Source organism: Pigmentibacter ruber, from assembly GCF_009792895.1.
Classification (GTDB): Bacteria; Bdellovibrionota_B; Oligoflexia; order Silvanigrellales; family Silvanigrellaceae; genus Silvanigrella; species Silvanigrella rubra.
Map to the genome: position 1 here is coordinate 15,713 of NZ_WSSC01000002.1, position 22,039 is coordinate 37,751.

The window sequence follows — 22,039 nt, forward strand, 5'->3', positions numbered from 1 at the left end:
TATTCTTATAAAAGGGAGAGTTGTCTTCACAGCTCTCCTTTTTGCGTTATACTCAAATGCTAAGACCTACAAATTTGCTTTGTAGGGTAATTGCCCTAGTGAGGTTTGTTTGAGACTTCGCAAGCATTCTATTCAAAACTTAATCCAGACCATAAATTTACCAGAGCATTTCCAGCGCTATATGGAAATTAAACGCTCTGGAGGAAATGCTGTTGCCAAATGCGCATTTCATCAAGACTCTTCACCAAGTATGTATGTTTATTCTGAACACTATCACTGCTATGCCTGTAAAGCGCACGGCAGTATCATTGATTATGAAATGCATAGAACGGGACATAGTTTTAGAGAAGTTGTAGAAGCTCTTGCTAGTCAATATCAAATTCCATTAGAGTATGAAACAACTGCAGAAGAGAAAAAAAATTCTAAAGAAACAGAACGATTTGAAAAATTGCAAAAAGATTTAGAAAAAACGTATGAATTTTTTAAATCGAATAAAGCTAATCTTTTGCAAAATATACAAAATAATTTGGCAAAAGATTACTTTAATCTACCAATAAATCAACAACTAGATATTTTGTATACAGGAGAAAATAAAAAATACACAGAGCATTTTCAATCAAGTACTCTGACAGACTTTCTCCATTATGATTATTCAAATTGTATTGCATTTCCGCTGTATAAAGACAATGGAAAAATAGGTGGTTTTTGTATAGGAGTAAATATAAATAAAATTTCCTCTTCGGAATTAGAAAATTTTGACTCTTACGAAATCCCTGAATTTAAAATAATTACTCCTTTTGCTAAGAGAACAATTCGTTGTTTGAACTGGCAACAAATTAGACCTATCATTGCACAACATAAATTAATTTATATTGTAAATCATTTTTCTGATTTTAATAATCTCCTTAAATTAAATGTTCAAAATGTTATTTTATCTTTAGAGAATAATTTAAATGCTACAATAATTAAAGAAATAACTAATAAAGTTCCAAATGTTGTTATTGTTGTTACTAATTTTGAAAAAAGCAAGCTTTTTATATGGAATATATTTAAAGAATCTTTAAATATAAATGATCTAAATTTTGAAGTTTTAAAACTAAATCCATTAGAATTAAATTCATCTGAAGGACAAATTGAGAGACTTAAATTAAATACAAAAAAATTATGGGAAGAAGTTATATATAATTTTCTTCAACAAATTCCAATTAATAGTAGACTATTTGAATTCAACAAAAAAATTCTTCCTTTATTTAATAAAATAGAGGAATATACCAGAAAAGATATTTTATTAGAACAAATTGCACAGAAATTTTTTTCATCCTCAAAAGTTATTTTCGCTAAAAATGTAAAGACTGAAAATAAAGTTGAAAACAAAAGAAACTTTCAATTTATTGGGCACCAATATACTGAAGTTGCTTCTGAAGATGTTTCTAAAAAAAACTCTGAAACTATTGAGAAAATTATAGACAATACTAGCAATACAAAAGAAATTGAAAATGAGAAAGAATACTTAGAAAAAACCATTCAATTTTATCATAAAATTTTATTATCTAATTTTCCTGATGCCATAGAAGCAAGAAATTATCTCGAACAAAGAGGATTCTCATCAGAAATGATTCAAAAATGGAATTTAGGATTATGTCCCTCTTCACATGAACTTTCAAGAAAGATAGAAAATCGTTCAGTATTTTCTGAACCTTTGTTAAAATTAGGTTTAGTAAAGGAAAGTAAATTAAAAAATGGATATTATGATTTCTTCCATGATAGAATTATCATTCCAATCTATGGACATAATGGAGAACCTGTAGCTTTATCAGGTAGAATATTTGCTGCTCAATATCGAAATAAGAATTTAAATATACCAAAATATATTAACTCAGCTGAATCAAAATTATTTGCGAAATCAAAAATTTTATTTAATTTTCATTCTGCAATGCAGGCAATAGTCACATATGGTTATGTCATTGTTGTTGAAGGCTATATGGATTGTATTTCCTTAGTAAATAATGGATTTCAAAATTCTGTTGCTGTAATGGGAACAAGTCTTACAACATATCATTTAGAGGTCCTTGCCAAAGTAACAAAACGCATTATATTATGTTTTGATTCTGACTCTGCTGGATTTCAAGCAGCAAAAAGAACTTTTGCTACAGTTTATCCAACAAAAAATATTGAATTAGAGTTTCTTGCTATCCCTGATGGAAAAGACCCAGATGAGTTTTTGAAAAACTACGGTGCCGGAGAATTTCTGAAACTTGTTGAACAGACTGTTCCGCTTCTAAATCAAGTAGCTGCCTGGTTATTTGTTGAGGCAAAAGAAGATCTCGAAACATTTCTTAGACTTGTAAAACAACAATTGGTACCTGTTATTTTACAGCATCCTGATATAGGTGTTCAAAATGAAGCCTTGCATTTTTTGTGTGACAAGTACTTAAAAAATATATATCCTGAAGACTTAAGAAAAGAGCAGAAAGGGTTGTTACCTGCAGGACAAAGGCAGATTAATAATAAAAATTTACAGAATGATTTAGATGGTTTTCAATCTATTGTATGGCCTGTATTAACAACAACTGAAGTAAAGCTTTTACTTTCATTAATCCATGCTAAGTTTACTGATCTTCCTTTGCGTCTCCAAAATGTGGCTTTAGAAAAAGATGGAGAAATTGAGGCGAATGAAAGGATATGTGCTTTAGCAATTTCTCACCAAATGAGTAAAATTAGCTTTTCAGTTTACTTAGAGTTCCTATCTGCTATGGTGGAAAATCAACATATTTCATTGCTTGAACTCAGTAAGACCAATGAAATTCAATTTTCCGCAGAAGCTAAATTTGTTATTGCCTATGTTAACTCAGATGTTCACATTTTATACCAATATAAGATGGAGGAATTATTAAAAGAAAGCTTGCCAGGTAACGTGTCCATGGTATCATTTAAGAATATTTGGGATTTAAAAAATTCTGGTTTTTTGAGGTTTCAGTTGCGAAACATTCGACTTTCTGCACAAAGAGGTGTCATAACCGCATTTATTGCTGAAGCTTTACTTCAATTGGAACTTGAATATATTGACAATGCGCTTAAAGCTTTTTCGAGTTTCCATTTTGATAATGAAATAGACGAACAATTTCATGATCTTGTCACTGAGCGTTCGAGACGAATCAAGGAATTCGGTTCTTTTGCTAATTTTAGTTTGCAATAACGCAAAAAGTATTTCAATGTATCCACTTTGTGTGAATGTTACGCTGCTGGATTGGTCTTTTGTTTTGTGATTCTTGGGGGTTTTTAATATATGACGAGTTCCAAGTCAAAGTCTGCAACAGTTGGTGGTCAGAAACGTGTATCTGAGTCCGCTCAAAAAGAAAAATCCGCAAGTTCAAAGTTAGGAGCTCAGGCGGGCAAAAAAAGCGAAAAGCCTTCTGCTAAAACGCAAAATACTTCAAAACCTTCTGAACTTAAAGCAGGAAAAAAAGAAAATCAGTCTAGTACAAAAAAACAGTCTCAACTAAAAACTAATGAGCATCAGGAAAAAAAGGATGAGCATACTTCTTCTGATAAAGATTCAAAAAAATCTTCTGCCCAAAAGGTGGAAAAAGAAGCAAAACCTTCTATAAACAGGTCTACTCATGACAACAAAGCAAGTAGTCAAGAGAAAGATAAATTATTAACTTCTAAGGTAGAAAAAAGTATTAAAGATCTTATGGTTACGAAAAAAACAACGCAACAAAATTTAGATGAATCCTCTCATTCTCAGTCAGCAAAAAAAGATAATATCAAAACAGCTAAACCTGTTGTGAGTAAAATCACTGTGACTGCTAAAACTCCTGAAGGCAAACCTATTGTCATTAAGAAAAAAGCAGAGAAGGAAGGAACTGTAGTATCTTCTGTAACAGTTTCTGAAGACGAAAAGAAACTAGCACACTCTATCCATGTGGAAGGCAGTAAGCTAAAGGCAAAAACCGCTGCAGCTGCTGTTGAGCCTGCAAAAGCAACTTCTAGCAAGGAAAAGAAAAGTACTTCTAAATCAGTTATCCATGAGAAATCTGAAAAAGTTGCTACTGCAAATACAAAGAAGGAAACAAAAGCCGCTGTTGCTGAAGATCTCTCTGATGAAAAAATTGAAGCAAAATCTAGTAAAAAGAAAGAACAACCTAATAAAATAGAAGGCGGCAAAAAGGCAACCAAAGCTAAAAATGCGAAGGGAGCTGATGGAGAGGAAGAAGAAGGCTTTGAAGAAGCTACTTTGGACGAAGAACCAGATGAGTTCAATATGGAAGAAGACGACGATCTTCTTGGTGATGTTGACCTCGATGCCGATGACGCAACGGCTTTACCTGAAGATGATTTTCTTGCTGCTGAAGAATTTGGTGCCGATCTTGGTGGCGAAGAAGAAGAACTCGATGCTTCTGCACGTAGCAACGATCCTGTGCGTGTATATCTTAGAAAAATGGGCCAAGTTGCTTTACTCTCCCGTGACGGCGAAGTTGAGATAGCAAAGAAAATTGAAAATGAAGAAAATAAACTGCTAGAGCACCTTGTGTCCTTGCGCATTGGTATCAATCATATGTGCGATATTGGGCAAAAGTTTATCGATGGCATTATCAAAGCAAAAAACTTAGTAAAAGGTTTTGATGACGAGCAAGACCAAGCTAACGACGAAGGTCAATCCCAACGGGTTCGAGTGTTGGTTGAAAGCTTTATGAAACTGGCAAAAACTGTCATTGAAATTGAAGATAAATATGGCTTGCAAGGATTAGACAAATTATCTTCCCATGAGCGCGAGATATTAGTTGAATCCCGCAATCAAATGTTTGAAATTGTCAAAGAAATTAATATCAATCGCCGTATTATTCAACAAATAGTTACAGAGCTTGATACGCATGCAAAAATAGTTTCTGACTGCATGAAGGAAATCAATAAAGTTAAAGTTAGAACTCGTTTAGATGAAGCGCGCTTATCTGCTTATTGTAACTCAAATGCAACAAGACCAATTGAAGTAAATTTTTTAACTGAAAGAGATTGGGAAAACTTTAAGGCTACATATTTATCAGCCCATAATTCTATTTTAATGAGCGAACAAGCTTGTTTCCTTAGTCGTAGTGAAATTGCAATTAAGTACCAAGTTATTAGCAATGCAAATCGTTTTGCCGAAGAAGCAAAACGCGAACTTATTGAAGCAAACTTAAGATTAGTTGTTTCTATAGCAAAAAAATACATGAACCGTGGATTACAGTTTTTGGATCTCATCCAAGAAGGTAACATTGGTTTAATGAAAGCAGTGGAAAAGTTTGAATACCGCCGTGGGTATAAATTTAGTACTTATGCAACTTGGTGGATTCGCCAGGCTATAACACGCGCTATTGCAGACCAAGCAAGAACAATTCGTATTCCAGTACACATGATAGAAACCATCAACAAAATGGTACGAACAAGCCGTCAGTTGGTACAAGAAATGGGACGTGAACCTACCCCTGAAGAAATTGCTCAACGCATGGATATGAGTATTGAAAAAGTACGCAAGGTTATGAAAATTGCCCGTGAACCAATTTCTTTGGAAGCACCAATTGGTGAAGAAGAAGACAATCACTACGGAGATTTTCTTGAAGATAAAGCACATGGAGCACCAATTGATATCGTTGCAAACCAAAGTTTGTCCGAACAAACTAAAAAAGTTCTTGCAACTTTAACTTCTAGGGAAGAAAAAGTATTGCGCATGCGCTTTGGTATTGGTGAAAAAACGGATCACACTTTGGAAGAAGTGGGACAAAGTTTTGATGTAACCCGTGAACGTATCCGCCAGATTGAAGCAAAAGCGTTAAGAAAATTACGTCATCCAAGCCGTTCGAAAAAACTAAAAGCGTTTATCGAAAGCTAATTTTACAATTTTTTTGGATAAATATTTTGATAGGAGATTAAGTTACAAATCTCCTATTTTTTTTTATATATATTCAAAATGGTTTAATTATTCTATGTTCTTTAACTTACCAAAAAATATTTTTAAATACATATTTTTTAGTGTATTTAATATCATTAGTAATAAAATGTTTTTTGTGATACCTTCCTTTGGCTTTGTTGGGTTATGATTTTGAAATAAATTTAATTCTAAAGGCATTTTTTTACTAAAATTAATATATATAATTTAAAAATTGAGGAAAATGTGCTTTCTTTAAAAGAATTTATCGTAAAAAATTCCAGAAAAAAAGCTATAATTTTTATTTTAATTATTTTTATTATTTTATCTTTTGTTTATTTTTTGGTGTTTTGGGTAGTGTATTTCAAGATACCAAATATTATTATTACTTCATTAAAAGTAGGTTTAAGAAACTCAATTATTGTTGGAGATCGTTTTTTAATTGAAAAAGAATTTGTGTCTTTGATTCAAAGTAAAGAGCTTTCACAAATTAGTCTATTTATCTTAAATAAAAATAATGAGGAAGTGGAAATTAGTTCTTATGGAAATGGTCTTTTTAGAAAGAAGAATTTATTTTATTTGACTAAAAATGTAATATTTAGTGACAATATTTATACCTCGCAAAAAATAGAAATTGAATATAATAACAAAATAATAGCAAATTTATACTTTGCGAAAGAACTAAACTTGGGTGCTTTGCTATCAATTTACTTTTTTTTGATTATATTTGTTATTTTCTTGTTTTATATCATAAATAGGCAAATTAAAAATCTATATAGTAAAATTTCTTTACCAATATATACTCTAGAAAAGTCACTTACAATAAATAAAACTTCTTTAGATATTAAAGAATTGCAGTTTTATGAATTTTACAATTTATTTAATCAGATACTTCACTATCAAAATGAAGTTTCAATTGCTGAAAAAAATAAAGTTCAAATTGCAGAATTATCCGCAGTCACTACTACCATTCAAATGCTAGCGCATGACTTGCGACAACCCTTTTCAAAAGTAAAAATAATTTTATCTATCTTAAATAACAATAAAAATTTAGAAGAAATTAAAAGTATTTTACCAAATATCACCGAATCTACTAACAAAGACTTGTCTAGAATAGAGTTTTTCTTAAATGATATTATGACTTTAGGCAGAGATGTTACTTTGGCTAAAAAAAATATTTGCATTCGCAGACTTATTTTATCATGTTTAAAGACATGTTTTGATACAAACAAAAAAATTGATGTCCAAATTGAAACTCTTTTTACTCATAAATATAAATTAAATGTTGATTATGAAAAATTTGAGCGAGTCTTAATTAATATTATATCGAATGCGTTGGAATCGATGAAAGGCGGAAGCGGTAAATTATGGGTAACAACAACAGAAGTCATACAATCGCAATTGCCAGAATATCTTGAATTGACAATAGGAAATTCAAATTCTTTTATCCCTACAGAAGAAACTGAAAAAATATTTGAACTATTTTTTACAAAAGGAAAAGCGAAAGGCACTGGCTTAGGTTTAGCAATTGTTAAAAAAATTGTTTCAGAACATCAAGGGCAAATATTTTGCCACTCAAGCCAAGAAAAAGGTGTTGAATTTAAAATACAACTTCCTCTTGCAAGAAATGAAGCTGATAATGAAAAATTAAAAATTCCATACAGTAACATATTTTTTCGGGAAATAGACATTATTGATTATAATATTAGATGTGATAATGATCACAAATTTATCTTGAAAGAAATTGCAGATACATTTGAAAAAAATAATAATATTACTATAAATGTGATTGTTTTAGATGACGATGTCAGTTACTTAAACCACTTAAAGTCATTTGAAAATGAAATGCTGGCGTTTTTAAAGAATATTCATATAACCTATACAACTAGTATTGAAGTGATAAAAAACGAAATAAAATTAAATAAGTTGCATCTTTATATTATTGATATTGATTTAAACGACGAAAATTATAATGGGTTAGATATTATTGAGCTGATAGAAGATAAATCCAAATTAAAAACTTGCATTCATACAAATCGCTTTTTAGAAAGCGATGTCAATAGAATTAAAGAAAAAAGTAAGGCAGACTTTATTTTACTAAAGCCAATGAATATTTATGGCTACTTAAAAGTATTAAAAGCGACGCTAGATTCTTTAATAGTGAAGTAATTATTTGAATGTATAAAGTTTGAGTTGGATTTTATGTTTTTGGATTTGTTGGTTTGATGGAGGAATAGATAAGTTACTTCGGTTGGGTTTTTGTGGTAGTAAATTAAAAAGTTAATAAAAATTTTCTTATCCTAATCTTCCATTTCCATTAGCATAAGCGGATTGAGAAATACAGTCATAAGATGATACATTTATTATGGAAATAGTTAAGAAAAGAATAACATATCTTAGAGTTTTCATTGATCACCTGTTAAAAGCTACATCTCTAAATTAAAAAATTTGAGAAAAGAGTTACTTTAAATCGTTTATTTTGCAATAATATTATATTTTTAAAATAAACCAATGTAAGTATACCATAAAACTTTGAATCTTCAAATGCATTATTAAAAAATTATAAAAAACCATAACCAACGTCAAAAAATTCGAATAATAATATTGAATTTTTAAAAATTTATGATAATTAGAAAAATATATTATTTACTTTGATTTATTTATTTTAGCAAATAATTTTTTTCAAAATTGGGAGATTATTATTATAAAACAGATAAAATATTTTATTATTATTCTCAATTTTTTTTATATTAATTCTTTGTATGCAAAAAAAGAATTAAACATAATGATTTTTAATTGTGATATTATTCCATATGCACACTCAGCTCCTATTAATATTAAAGATGTGATAAATCCGCAAATTTTAGATACTTTAGTTGAAATAAAAAATGGATCAGTAATACCGAAGATTTTAAAAAATGCTTACTTTGATTTTACGACCCAAGAATATGTTCTTGAAATGTATAAAAACACAAAGTTTCATAATAATCGTATAGCGACTTTAGATGATTTAGAGTTTTCGTTGACTAGAGAATATTATACTTACGGGAAGGAAAGAGGGGCAGGTATTTTAGGCTCTGTTCTCGGCATAGAGAAAATTGGGGAACTTGGGCTCAAAAAATATATGAAAGGAAAAGTAAAAGGTATAAAACAAGAACCGCCAAATATTTTAAGGATCAAACTTGAAGCGCCTGATCCAGATTTTTTATTTAACCTAGCAAAATGGGAATTATCTTTGGTACCGATGGAAGAACTATCTGAAAATTATCTTGAATGGAGAAAGTATCCCATAGGTACAGGAATCTATAAAGTAGTTGAGCCTGGGTATCAAAACGGTCTATTAAAGCTTGTTTTAACTAAACCTATTAATCTAAATTCATTGACGCAAATAAATATATACACTAATAGTATACAAAATATTGATTATGATTTATCAATTCTTAATTCGTTACCGAATTTTAAAATACTTAAAACTAACTACCCATATAAGCAGTTTAGTATCACGTTTGTAAATACCAGTGACTTAAGCAAAAATTATAATTTCAGAAAATTTGTACAATTAGTAATAGACAAAAAAAAACTAGAAAAAATTATTATGGGACATAAAGAAATAAAAACATTGGCCAATAAATCTTGGCTTGAAAAAGAAGTAGTAAATGAGGAAAATTTAAAACTTATAAAAGGATATTTAGAAAAAATACCATTTGAATTAATGCAAAAGGAATGGTTTATTTCAGTATATTCTGGAACAAAAAATTTATCTAAAGAAAAGCAAAATTTAGTAAATGAATTAATATCTCAATTAAAAGAGTACGGATTTAATATCAATTATAAAATATTTAACACCCAGCATTTACCAAAAGATATTGCACTAAAAACGGTCTTTGATTTAAGTTACTATAAAGTGAACCCATTTGATTATTTGTATAAGTATTTAAGATTAACAAAAAATTCTGAAGACATTTATAGTAAACCTGAATATGATGCTACCTTAGAAGAATTGTACAAAAAAGCATTATATGCTGAAAATAGAGATATAAAATTTAAATATATAAATGAACTTGACAACTATGTCACTGAAAAAGCTTATTGGATTCCTTTATTGGAGTCTGAGGTTGAATATTATTACAATCCAAAAACAATTGAGAAACTAAGCAGTGATAATGATTTTCTGTATTTAAAATTTGAAGATATTGTGTTAAAAAATTGAAACTTAACTAGTTTTGGATAAAAGAGTGAATATTCGAATACAAGTTTTATTTAATTTGGAATAGATAATTTTTAAAGAGTATTAAAATTACTTAAAATATAGGGGAAGCTTATGAAATGGAAAATACTTATTTTTGTTATAAGTATTTTTTTACTTGCTATGGAGCAGCTAAAAATGTTCTAAATATTATGATACATAATTGTGAAAGGCCGCCATATGATTTTGATGCACCATCAAATGTTAAAGATATTGTTTATTTTCAAATATTAAGTGCTTTATTGGAAGTAAGAAATGGTGTACTGCATCCAAAATTATTAAAAAATGCCTATTACGACTATCAAAAAGAAGAATATGTCTTAGAAATCCATGAAAAAACTTATTTTCACAACGGTAGGCTTGCTACTTTAGATGATTTGGAATTTTCGATACTTCATGAGTACTATGCTTTTTTAGGTGAAGGATCAGGACTCGAAAATGTTATGGGAATTAATAAAATTTCAGAATTAAAGTTAAAAAAGTTTCAAAGAGGTATTGTTGAAGGAATTAAACAAGAATTACCAAATAAATTAAGAATTAAATTAGAAACGCCTGATCCCGATTTTCTGTACAAATTTACAAAATCGAGTTATTCATTAGTACCCGTGGAGGAATTGCAGAATAATTTTAGAGCTTGGAAAACTTACCCTATCGGTGTTGGTCCTTATAAAGTAACTCCACCTGGGTTTCAAAATGGACTGATACAATTAAAAAAATTTGAAGAAACTTATCGAACAGAAGTTGATGAAGTTAATATATTTACAAAGTTGCCCAAAAATGTAGTATTCGATATTAGTATAAATGGAGTTTACCCTGATTTTAAAGAATTTTACACTAAAACTTCAACAAATCAAGTTGGGATAACGTTTATAAATGCCAATGAGCTTGGGAATAATATATATTTTAGAAAATTTGTGCAGACAGCAATAAATAGCAAAGATCTAGAAAAAATTTCAAAGGTTTTTAGGTCAGTTTATGTAGATATGGATCAAGTACACAATGAGACTAGTACTTGGGGAACAAAACATTACACCAATTTTTATAACTCGAAATTGGCAAAAGAATATTTTGAAAAAATTCCTGAACATTTGCGAAACAAAGAATGGTTAGTGACTATTTTTTCAGGAACGAATGAAATTCCTAAGGATAGAAAATATATTTATGCTGAAATTAAAAAAATTCTAACTAGTTACGGTTTCAAAATTAAATTTACAACATTCAATCAACAAATTCTTCCAAAAAAATTAGCAGAAAAAGCAGCTTTCGATGTAGATTTTTATAAAATTTTTTCGCATGAATATTTGTCCAGATATGCTCGTTTAATGAAAGATAGTCCTGACACTTATCCAAAGCCTTTGTATGATCCTGTGCTTGAAAAATTATATGATAATGCTTTTAAAGCTAAAACCAGAGAGGAAAAATACTTACTAGTAAATAAATTAAGTAACTATATCCATGAAAAAGCATATTGGATACCTTTATTAGAAAGCGGAAATAATATTAATTATAACCCAAAAACCATAAAAAAATTAAGTGAAAATGAAGATGATTTATTGTTTTTAAAAGTTGATGAAATAGTCTTTGTTAAGTAAATTTTTATTTTTCTTTGTACAAGGAAGTTACAGGAGGAACTAGAATGTCAATTAAAGTATTTATGCTAATTTTAAGCATTATTTTTTCGAGTGCTATTTTTGCAAAAAATTCAATCAATATTATGATTTACAATTGTAATTATTTACCCTATGAATTTCATGCCCCCAATGAAGCGAAAGAAACGGTTTATACCCAGGTTTTAGGATCATTACTAGAATTAAAAAATGGAGAAATTCATCCTAAAATATTGCAAGCGGGTTATTTTGATTATAAAAATAATGAATATGTTTTAGAAATGAAAGAAAATACTTACTTTCATAACAATAGAAAAGCAACATTAGATGATTTAGAATTTTCATTACTTCGCTATTACTATGTTGCTGTGAATGAAAACGAATCAGATGATGGATATTTAGGTAATATAGTTGGAATCAATAGGATTTCAGAATTAAAGTTAAGAAATTATCAAAGGGGCTCTGTAGAAGGAATTAAACAAGAATTTCCTAATAAATTAAAAATAAAATTTAGCACTCCTGATCCCGATTTTCTTTATAAATTAACTGATTGGAATTTATCTTTAGTGCCGATGGAAGAGTTAGCAGAAAATTTAATTGATTGGAAAAAATATCCTATTGGAGCAGGTCCTTATAAGGTTCTTGAACCTGGCTTCAAGAATGGTAGTATGCAATTAAAAAAAATTGACTCATCATTAACTAAATCAATTGATGAAGTTAATATTTATACCATTCTTTCTAAAGATGTAGAATATGATATTAGTATAGCAAATATTTACCCAAATTTTAAATCTTTTTATACTAAAGATCCTGTACTCCAAATAGGTCTAACATTTATGAATGCAAATGAATTAGGAAATAATATTAACTTTCGTAAATTTATTCAGGCAGCAATAAATAGTAATGAATTAGAAAAGTATTCAACAGTTTATAAATCAGTAAACTTAAATGCAGATACTAAAGAAACAGGAAATAATATCTGGGGAACAAAACATTTTAAACTCGATCATAATCCTAATTTAGTAAAATATTATTTTAATAAAATTCCAAAACATTTGCGCAAGAAAGAATGGATTGGGACAGTTTATTCTGGCAATAGTGAAATTCCTCCTGAAAAAGCAGTCATATTAACAGAGATAAAAAAAGTGTTAGCAGGCTATGGCTTTAAAATTAAATTTGTGACATTTGATCAGCAGTATGTTCCAAAAGAACTCGCAGAAAAAGCAGCGTTTGATTTTGGTTTTTATAGAATTGAACCGCATGAATATTTATATAGATTTGCAAGACTCTTACAAAGTTCTCCTGATATCTATCCTAGACCATTGTATGACCCTATTCTTGAAAGTCTTTATGAAAATGCGGTAAAAGCAAAAACGAGAGATGAAAAATTTTTAATGGTGAATAAATTAAATGACTATATTCATGAAAAAGTATATTGGATGCCACTATTAGAAAGTGGTAAAGGGATTCATTATAATCCTAAAACTGTGGAAAAATTGAGTGAAAATACAACTGACTTATTGTTTTTAAAAGTTGATGAAGTTGTTTTAGTTAAAAATTAGTTCATTTTTGAGGATAGAATGCGAGTTTGGGTAATTTTATTATTTTATATTTTTTTTGTGCAAAATGTGTATGCAAAAAAAAAGTTAAGTGTTCTGTTAAATACAAGTGAAGGAAATCCATATTCAGCCGACGCACCCAGTAGTGCAAAAACTTTACTAGAATCAGCTGTTGTAAGTAGATTAATTCAAGTTGAAAGTAACATTGTATATCCAAAATTATTAAAAGAAGCTTATTATGATTATAAATCTGATGAATATATTTTAGTGTTAAAAAGTGATTTGTATTTTCATAATAAAAGGAAAGTTAAAATTGAAGATCTTGAATTTTCATTATTAAGGCATTATTTTTCTCCTGAAAAATCACATGGAGTTGGGGCATTAGATAGTATTCTTGGAATCGAAGAAATTAAAAAAAATAATATCACTCAATTTAAATCAGGACTTGTGAAAGGGGTAAAAATAATTTCTCCAACAAGTCTAAAAATAAAATTAAAAGCCCCAGATCCAAATTTTTTATACATGATTTCAGATCCTTCTTTTTCCTTAGTTCCTATTGAAGAAATGGATTCTGCATATCATAATTGGAAAACAGTTCCTATTGGGGCAGGAAATTATGCAGTAGAAGAAGCTTTTAATGATGGGAAAGTTAAATTAAAAAAAGTAAATAAGAATTTAAAAAACGCTGTTGATGAAGTTTTTTTATATACTAAATATTCTAAAAATGACAATTATGATATTTATTTGGTAAAATCACCAGATGTAGAGGCTAAAAAATACTCAGTTTATTATTCACGTCAACCTATTTCTCAGTTTGGCCTTATTTTTACTAATGTTAATGAGCTTGGGAATAATCTTAATTTTAGGAAATTTGTGCAAGCAGCATTAGATAGTGAAAAATTTGTGAAATATGCCGACGGTTTTTCTAGCATTAATGAAGTTCTGCCTAATTCAAAATGGGGATTAAGTAATCTAGAATCAAATTATTCACCTAAATTAGCAGAAAAATATTTAGCAAAAGTTCCTAAAGAGTTATTAAAAAAGAAATGGAATGTAACAATATATTCTGCTGGAAATGCATTGCGTAGTTATAAAAAAGATTTCATGGAAGAAATAAAAAGACAGTTAGGTATTTATGGTTTTCAAATGGATTATATCCCTGTAACAAGTCAATTTTTGCCTAAACATTTAGCTGAAAATACGCCTTTTGATGTTTCTTCTATACAAATAGATCCTTATGATGTCTTATTTAAATTTTCTCGTTTGACAAAAAATGGGGAAGATGAATTTGTAAAGCCGTTGTATGATCCAAAGTTAGAAGAATTATATTCAAGCGTTTTAGTTGAAGGAAATTTTGAAGAAAAATACAGAAAAATTAATGAATTAAATAAATATGTGCATGAAATGGCTTATTGGGTGCCCTTATTACAAAGAAAAAATGTAATTTATTACAACGCAAAAGTCATAAAGCAGATAGCTAACAAAGGTAACGAAATAACAAATGTTCATTTAGAAGATATAATTTTAAATTAGGTTTATATTTTATTAAATACAATGTTCTTCAGATTGAATATTTGTTGAATCTGGTTTGATTACATATTCCAAATTATCACTTTCATTTATTTCCGTTTGAGAGCTATTTAAATACTTAAGAAACAATTTACGCATTAATAGCCCTGATCTATCTGTAGGGATATGATTTTCAAATTGGGGGTCTAAATTAACAAAAGGTGGCGTAGTTTCTAAAATAAATCGGTCTTCATTTAAAATTAGACGTTCAAATTTTAAAATATCTTCAATTGAAGCTTCACTTTCAGTATCATTCCTGAAGCAGAATTGAACAACTTTTATTTGTTCATTGTTTATAGGTGTTGGGCAATTCATTATAATATGTTCTAAACCACTAGGATAAGAAATGTGTAACCGAATTACAAAGGGCATATACCATGTAATTTTCATTAATCTAGTTGTTAATTCTTCTGATGCTCTAGTGTTTTTCATTTGCTGAGGAGGAGCTTTAACTGCAAGTTCAGAAATAAGCTGTATGGAAAAATCATTTAATTGTTTTAAATCATAACTCAGTGGTAAAGGAACAGCAGGATTTCCAAAGGTTCCTTTGTGGACAGAAGCGAAGTGGGCCATATCTAATTCGTTTTCAACCACTCGCATACTTGAAGTATTCCATGTTTCCCAAAAACAAGGAAATGATCTGTATTCAGACTGATTAGCTTCAGGAATATCTGGTATATCGATTATTGGGTTTCCAAGACATACCCAAACATGCCCATATTTTTCTGTACAGAGATAACTTGGAACCTTAAATGATTTTGGAATGTGAGCTAGTTTTGATTGAGGTACGGTTACACAATGACCTTCTAAATTAAATTCCCAAGAATGGTAAGGGCACACAATATTACCATTACAGACTGTCCCTTTTGATAAAGCCGCCCCTCTGTGGCTGCATTTATCTTGTACAGCACAAACTTTATTTTCAGAATTTCGCCAAAGAACTATTTTTTGATTTAGTAAAGTAAATGATAATGGAGTGGTTGTAACTTCTTTACTTGGTGCAACAGGATACCAAAAATCTCTTAGTTTTCTTTCGCCAACGAGATCCATAAAGCCCTCTAAAAATATTTTTATTTAGCTTACTATTTAATTAATATTTAATTTTATCAAATTATTTTTTTGATTACAATTATTTCTGTGTAGAAAACTCTTTTTCTGCTTCAATTACAACATACCCTGTAAAATGTTTTAAAGGAACATAGCCTTTTTCAATTGAAATTTTTGCAGCATAAATATTAGGGAAGTTATTTTGAATGCCATTTAACAATTGTTCACATAAATATTCTAATAATTTAACCTTATTTAAGCTTTTAATTTGTTGCAAGACAAACTCATAAACTAATCCATAGTCTACAGTATTTTCTAGATTATCTTGGGTATGTTCATACTTTATTTTTAAGGAAAGTTTTATTGTTATATTTTGTCCAATTTTTTCTTCAAATTCATTAGCACCTAAATAAAGAAACGTTTTTATATTATTTAGATGAATCCAACAAAAACTATTTTGTTCCGTTTTCTGAGTTCCTAAAGTCATTTTTAAATCCTAATGGTTGGCTAGCTGTAAAAATAAAGTTATACCTATCAAAGAGTATTTTTATTCTTCCAAGAACCTTCTTAAATTAAAGGTGTTTAAATGACAAACCAATATCTTACCCCAGAAGCAAAAAAAAATATTGATTTGGCTGATAAATATGGAGCGCATAATTATCATCCGTTGCAAGTTGTGATTACAAAGGGAGAAGCAGAATGGGTTTGGGATATTGATGGGAAAAAATATTTAGATATGCTCAGTGCATATAGTGCAGTAAACCAAGGTCATTGTCATCCAAAAATGCAAGAAACTCTTCTTGCACAGGGACAAAGATTAACGTTAAGTTCACGCGCTTTTCATAATGATCAAATGGGACCTTGGTTAGAACAATTAACCTCACTTTGTAAAATGGATAAAGCCTTGCCTATGAATACAGGTGCTGAGGCAGTAGAAACAGCTATTAAAATTGCAAGAAAGTGGGGATATTTGGTAAAAGGTGTCCCAAGACACAAGGCTGAAATTATTGTTTGTGATCACAATTTTCATGGACGAACAACAACTATAGTGAGTTTTTCTAGCGAACCCCAATATAAAGACGATTTTGGTCCTTATTGTGGTGGGTTTCGTGCAATTCCATTCGGAGATGCTCAGGCTTTAGAAAAAGCAATCACTCCTAATACTGTTGGCTTTTTATTTGAACCAATTCAAGGAGAAGCTGGTATTATGGTTCCTCCTGTTGGATATTTAGAGCAAATAAGTGCCATTTGTAAAAAACATAATATTCTCTGTATGGCTGATGAAATTCAAACTGGATTGGGAAGAACTGGAAAACTCTTTGCTTATCAATATGAAAATTGTCAACCAGATTTACTTATTTTAGGAAAAGCGTTAGGTGGCTCTTATTATCCAATATCAGCAGTAGTTGGTTATAATTCTGTTATGGATTTACTAAAACCGGGCGATCACGGTTCTACTTTTGGTGGGAATTCCTTAGCATGTGCCTTATCAAGGACTGCTTTAAAAATAATTCAAGATGAAAAACTACCAGAAAAAGCTTTTGAATTGGGAAAGAAATTTCGCGAAAGTTTAGCTGATTTACCCAAGCACGTTGTGAAAGAAGTGCGGGGAAAGGGGTTATTAAATGCCATTGAAATTCAACCAAATGCTGGGCATGGACGCTTTTTTAGTGAACAATTACAAGCTAGAGGATTGCTTGCAAAGGAAACCCATGATGTGACTATTCGTTTTGCCCCTCCTTTAGTTATGAAAGAGGACAGTTTAAACTTTGCGATTAGCGTTATTAAAGAAGTTTTTGCTAAAACACAGACAGAATGGCAATAGAATCATTTTTCTTTTACTGCGGTTTGTTGACAAGAAATTCAACCCCTGTTATAAAGGGGGTTGCTTTCACAAGCTTCCGATTTTTATATGGCACAACCGGCCAAAAATCCCTTCTTTTATTTATTCCTTCAACTTTTTTCTTTGGAATCATTCAGCATGGTAGATGATAAAAACAATGATGACTTCGATAATGAGTCTCCTTCCTCTCGTAAACGGAATAATAATTCCACTTCAACTAGAAGATATATACGCCGTACCCCAGAAGAAAGTACGCTATTTAATGAAAGTTCATCTTCAAGTCAAAATGAAGGTGATAATGAGGGTATTTCGACTTACACCCCTTCTAGAAGAGTATTTACAAGAAATAAAGAACCTTCAAATATGTCTTCAAATTCTTCCAACAGCTCAATGTCAACCAGCAATTCCAATTTAAGACCGTCTTCTCCTTTTGGAATGAGCGCACCGCCGCCAAATAGAATGGGTTCTCCGCAAGCCTCTATGAATTCTGGAAATGCAAGTGGAATGCCGCAATCACAACAAAGTAATCATCAAAATTCAGGTCGCCCTTATTCCAATCAGTCTATGGGAATGCCTAACCGTCAAGGTCAGAATTCCATGGGAAGACGTCCTGAAAATCCGCGCCCTGTGCAAACTGGTGGTGCTGATGAAAAAGAACCTGAATTTAATTCAGAAGTTCCAGTAATGAATTTAAAAGAACTAAAAGAAAAACATATCAGTGATCTTGTGCATATGGCAAAAGATATGGGCATTGATGGAGCTGCAAACTTAAGAAAACAAGATCTTGTTTTTGCTCTCTTAGAAGCCCAAGCTGTGCGCAATGGAGTTGTTTATTCTGAAGGTGTTCTAGAAACTTTACCTGATGGTTTTGGTTTTTTAAGAGCCCCAGACTATAACTATTTACCTGGGCCTGATGATATTTATGTTTCCCCATCACAAATTAGACGTTTTAATCTAAGAACAGGTGATACTGTCTCTGGTCAAATTCGTCCACCAAAAGATAATGAACGTTACTTTGCTTTATTAAAAGTGGAATCAGTAAATGGAGAAACTCCAGATTTTACTGGCGAAAAAATATTGTTTGATAACTTAACAACAATTCACCCAGATTTCCGCTTTAAACTTGAAAATGATCCACAAATTTATAGCACTCGTTTAATTGATTTATTTGCCCCTATTGGAAAAGGACAACGTGCGCTTATTGTTGCTCCTCCAAAAACAGGGAAAACTATTTTACTTCAAAATATTGCAAATTCTATTGCGCAAAATCATCCTGAAGCTGTTTTAATTGTGTTACTTATAGATGAGCGTCCGGAAGAAGTAACAGACATGGAACGCTCTGTGCGTGGAGAAGTTGTCAGTTCAACATTTGATGAACCTGCGCAACGCCATGTGCAAGTTGCAGAAATGGTAATTGAAAAAGCGAAACGCCTTGTTGAACATAAAAAAGATGTTGTTATCTTACTAGATTCCATTACTCGTCTAGCGCGTGCATATAATAGTGTTGTACCTCCAAGTGGTAAAATTTTAACTGGTGGTGTGGATGCTAATGCATTGCACAAACCTAAACGCTTTTTTGGTGCAGCGCGAAATGTGGAAGAAGGTGGAAGCCTTACAATTATTGCAACTGCATTAATTGATACTGGTAGCCGTATGGATGAAGTTATCTTTGAAGAATTTAAAGGTACTGGTAACATGGAGCTTGTGCTTGATCGTCGTCTTGCTGAACGCCGAGTATTCCCTGCAATTGATATCAATAAGAGTGCAACTCGCCGCGAAGACTTGCTTCTTGGCAGAGAAACGCTCAATCGCCTTTGGGTTCTCCGCAAGGTATTGCACCCTATGTCGCCTATTGAATCTATGGAATTTTTATTACAAAGACTCGAGCGCTGTGAAACTAACGATGAGTTTCTAAATAGTATGAATGGTTAATTAAAGTAACCAGAGAAATTTATATTTAGATTTTAAAAGTAATTTACTTACAGGTTGCAAAAAGAGAATGCTATAACTCAGCATTCTCTATTTTATGAACGCAAGTATCTTTTTTCTTTATTTTTTATCTAAGATATCATAGCCTTCCATAAACATCTCAATTTCTTCTCGCGTCAGCAGAGCATCTCGAAGCTGTTTTTTGTTAGTAAGAGGCAATTGATCTCCTCTATGTTTTGATTTTGGTTGGGTAGAATTTCCATAAGTTAACAAAACTTTTGCTTTTATTGGTTCAGAAAATTCAATAGCTGCTATGTAACTATCCCCATGACATGTTACATTTTGTGAAGAATTATTATCAGAACATTGAGATAAAACACGAAAAATCCCATAAGGATCGCCTGGGCCACCATTTGCAGGGAAGTTAAAATTTGTATTTTTAATTAAAATTCTATTTATATTTCCCCAAGGTACATCTAACTTTCCTGTTATATTTATCAATTTTTGCGTTGCTTCTTTTAAAGCTGCAATTGCTTCTGTGGGTGAGGATATTCCATTTGGTGTAGTTAATGGCAATTTTGGATCCCAAATATTTTTAAAAACTTTTTTATTTAATAATGATTCATTGTGATTAGAATATAAATCAAACCATTTTAGAAATAAATTTGCTCCTATACTATTTTCATTCGTTTTCCTATCCCATTTCGCCAAAATTTCTCCAGCTTTTATGATATCATTATCTTTTGAATTTGCAGCTAACTCAATTAAATCAGGAAGAACGCGCGAAGCTAATTCTACTTCGGTATTATATTTTCGTTCAATAAGATCATCTAAACTAGAAAAACTCTTTTGGGTGAGAAGTTTTACTGATCTTTGATCGCGCAAAGACATAGTTTGTTCTCCGACCGTAATTCCTATAGGAAAGTTACTTTTTTGAATAACATTATTATTGTTTGTAAATGCAGTAAACCAAGGATCACTATTTGCATTTTGAATCCATCCATTTTCAGGATTTAACAATTTTGGCCGCTCAGTATAGGAATAAAAATTTTGCCATACTGTTTTTGATGTATCACCAGGAAAAATAGTATCTAAATCTGTACTATAAGTACCTTTTTTAGGTACAATCCCTGCGTCAAAAAATAAAATATTTTCATTTTTATCAGCATAAAAGACATTGAACATAGGTAACTGCATCTCTTTTAAAGTACTAGAAAATTCAGTTAAATTTTTAGCTAAATTCATTTCCCACCATTGATTTAAAAAGTATTTTCTAGGAAATAACTGCAATGCGGCATATTGCACTGAATAAAATTGATTATTTACTAAAAATGTTGGGCCATATATGGATTTTTTAGTAGAAATATTTTTTTCTATAAATTGGCCATTGGTTGTTTTTACTTTTAAAATTATATTTTTAATATCAAATTTTTTAATTTCATTATCCACAATATAATTTTTTCCAGAGTCATCTTTTGTAAGTTGAAAAACATCGCAGCCTTTAATTGTATTAACTGTATGAGTCCAAGCAAGATTTTTATTAAATGCTATTGCTAATATTGGAAAGCCCATTAAAGTTACACCATAATTATCAAAATCTGGAGTTTTTATATGCGCCTCATAAAAAACTTGTTCAGCGGCTGAAGAATCTAAATCATCTGCATAAAACCAAGATAAGTGTGGGTTAGCAAGTAACATAGTTTTTTTTGTTGAAGTGATTTGGGGAGAAAGGAGCCATGCATTTGAACCTTGTTTATTTTGTTTTTCAGTAGTTTGACCAAATAAAATTTTACTACATTGACTTGTATTGGCTAGTAAAAAATGACTCATGGTTTGAATACTTAAACCTACAATATCTTTTTCTGTTATTGGTAAAATGTCTTTGGCTTCTGGCAATAATTCATTAATATTTTTTTGTGCATAGTCATTTAAACCATTTGCAAATGCAGTTAATAATAATTTAAATTCATTAGGTTGATCGGAGTACCAGATTTCTGCCATGCTAGGAATTTCTAAGTTGTGCGTTAAAATATCTTTTGGTTCATAATTTGCGCCAAAATATTCTGTGAGTTTCCCACGCTGTTGGGCGAAAAGTTTAAGCAGTTGGTTGCCATGACTATGCATTTGTGCATAACCAAAGGCATAAAATGCAGAAGAATTATTATTTGCAAAGATATGTGGAACACCATATGTATCCCATAATATTTCAGCATTATAAGTTTTTTTATCTTTGCAGCTATAAGAAATAGCTGCAGAAACTAATACCGTTGTAACTAAAATGATAAAACCCAATTTAAATTTTTTCATTAACACACCTTCTCAAGAAAAGAATAC

12 protein-coding genes are annotated in these 22,039 nt (G+C 30.5%); 9 read left to right on the forward strand and 3 right to left on the reverse strand.

Features of this window, described 5'->3' with window-relative positions; translation table 11 throughout:
* Positions 1-109 precede the first annotated feature (109 nt).
* From GOY08_RS06515 to GOY08_RS06545, 7 genes are all read left to right on the forward strand, one after another.
* The gene (locus GOY08_RS06515; protein ID WP_158998094.1) at positions 110-3,196 is read left to right on the forward strand and encodes a toprim domain-containing protein; all 3,087 of its coding nucleotides are present in this window, start codon (positions 110-112) and stop codon (positions 3,194-3,196) included.
* Positions 3,197-3,694: 498 nt separating this feature from the next.
* A complete protein-coding gene (rpoD, locus tag GOY08_RS06520; RefSeq protein WP_158998570.1) occupies positions 3,695-5,869 on the forward strand; it encodes an RNA polymerase sigma factor RpoD in 2,175 nt (724 codons plus the stop codon).
* A 393-nt stretch (positions 5,870-6,262) separates the two neighbouring features.
* Positions 6,263-8,074 carry a hybrid sensor histidine kinase/response regulator gene (locus tag GOY08_RS06525; protein ID WP_158998095.1) on the forward strand — a complete coding sequence of 604 codons (1,812 nt, stop codon included), beginning with the start codon at positions 6,263-6,265 and terminating at the stop codon, positions 8,072-8,074.
* Between the two features lie 616 nt (positions 8,075-8,690).
* Positions 8,691-10,115, forward strand: a complete 1,425-nt coding sequence (locus GOY08_RS06530) for an ABC transporter substrate-binding protein (RefSeq protein WP_158998096.1) — start codon at positions 8,691-8,693, stop codon at positions 10,113-10,115.
* Between the two features lie 116 nt (positions 10,116-10,231).
* The gene (locus tag GOY08_RS06535) at positions 10,232-11,743 is read left to right on the forward strand and encodes an ABC transporter substrate-binding protein (protein ID WP_158998097.1); all 1,512 of its coding nucleotides are present in this window, start codon (positions 10,232-10,234) and stop codon (positions 11,741-11,743) included.
* Between the two features lie 44 nt (positions 11,744-11,787).
* Positions 11,788-13,320, forward strand: a complete 1,533-nt coding sequence (locus GOY08_RS06540) for an ABC transporter substrate-binding protein (protein ID WP_158998098.1) — start codon at positions 11,788-11,790, stop codon at positions 13,318-13,320.
* Positions 13,321-13,338: 18 nt separating this feature from the next.
* Complete coding sequence (locus GOY08_RS06545) at positions 13,339-14,850, forward strand: ABC transporter substrate-binding protein (protein WP_158998099.1); 1,512 nt, start codon at positions 13,339-13,341, stop codon at positions 14,848-14,850.
* Between the two features lie 12 nt (positions 14,851-14,862).
* On the opposite strand, the gene GOY08_RS06550 is transcribed toward GOY08_RS06545, so the two are convergent.
* Both GOY08_RS06550 and GOY08_RS06555 read right to left on the reverse strand, forming a co-directional pair.
* On the reverse strand, positions 14,863-15,936 hold the full coding sequence (locus tag GOY08_RS06550) for an aromatic ring-hydroxylating dioxygenase subunit alpha (RefSeq protein ID WP_158998100.1): 1,074 nt from the start codon (positions 15,934-15,936) through the stop codon (positions 14,863-14,865).
* A gap of 79 nt (positions 15,937-16,015) precedes the next feature.
* Positions 16,016-16,420: a dihydroneopterin aldolase gene (locus GOY08_RS06555; protein ID WP_158998101.1), complete on the reverse strand. Its 405-nt coding sequence runs from the start codon at positions 16,418-16,420 to the stop codon at positions 16,016-16,018.
* A gap of 99 nt (positions 16,421-16,519) precedes the next feature.
* Between GOY08_RS06555 and rocD the strand changes: the two genes are divergently transcribed.
* Both rocD and rho read left to right on the forward strand, forming a co-directional pair.
* Positions 16,520-17,758, forward strand: coding sequence for an ornithine--oxo-acid transaminase (gene rocD, locus GOY08_RS06560; RefSeq protein WP_158998102.1), 1,239 nt, complete (start codon positions 16,520-16,522; stop codon positions 17,756-17,758).
* A gap of 498 nt (positions 17,759-18,256) precedes the next feature.
* Positions 18,257-19,708, forward strand: a complete 1,452-nt coding sequence (rho, locus tag GOY08_RS06565; RefSeq protein WP_407947663.1) for a transcription termination factor Rho — start codon at positions 18,257-18,259, stop codon at positions 19,706-19,708.
* A 117-nt stretch (positions 19,709-19,825) separates the two neighbouring features.
* Here the strand turns inward: rho and GOY08_RS06570 are convergent, their stop codons facing one another.
* The gene (locus GOY08_RS06570) at positions 19,826-22,012 is read right to left on the reverse strand and encodes a penicillin acylase family protein (RefSeq protein ID WP_158998103.1); all 2,187 of its coding nucleotides are present in this window, start codon (positions 22,010-22,012) and stop codon (positions 19,826-19,828) included.
* Between the last annotated feature and the right edge of the window lie 27 nt (positions 22,013-22,039).

What these genes read in the sequence shown, in the direction of transcription:
- rpoD (WP_158998570.1), top strand. Translation starts at nt 3,695, where the DNA reads ATGGTTACGAAAAAAACAACGCAACAAAATTTAGATGAATCCTCTCAT.
- GOY08_RS06530 (WP_158998096.1), top strand. Translation starts at nt 8,691, where the DNA reads ATGATTTTTAATTGTGATATTATTCCATATGCACACTCAGCTCCTATT.
- GOY08_RS06535 (WP_158998097.1), top strand. Translation starts at nt 10,232, where the DNA reads ATGGAAAATACTTATTTTTGTTATAAGTATTTTTTTACTTGCTATGGA.
- GOY08_RS06540 (WP_158998098.1), top strand. Translation starts at nt 11,788, where the DNA reads ATGTCAATTAAAGTATTTATGCTAATTTTAAGCATTATTTTTTCGAGT.
- GOY08_RS06545 (WP_158998099.1), top strand. Translation starts at nt 13,339, where the DNA reads ATGCGAGTTTGGGTAATTTTATTATTTTATATTTTTTTTGTGCAAAAT.
- GOY08_RS06550 (WP_158998100.1), bottom strand. Translation starts at nt 15,936, where the DNA reads ATGGATCTCGTTGGCGAAAGAAAACTAAGAGATTTTTGGTATCCTGTT.
- GOY08_RS06555 (WP_158998101.1), bottom strand. Translation starts at nt 16,420, where the DNA reads ATGACTTTAGGAACTCAGAAAACGGAACAAAATAGTTTTTGTTGGATT.
- rocD (WP_158998102.1), top strand. Translation starts at nt 16,520, where the DNA reads ATGACAAACCAATATCTTACCCCAGAAGCAAAAAAAAATATTGATTTG.
- rho (WP_407947663.1), top strand. Translation starts at nt 18,257, where the DNA reads ATGAATTCTGGAAATGCAAGTGGAATGCCGCAATCACAACAAAGTAAT.
- GOY08_RS06570 (WP_158998103.1), bottom strand. Translation starts at nt 22,012, where the DNA reads ATGAAAAAATTTAAATTGGGTTTTATCATTTTAGTTACAACGGTATTA.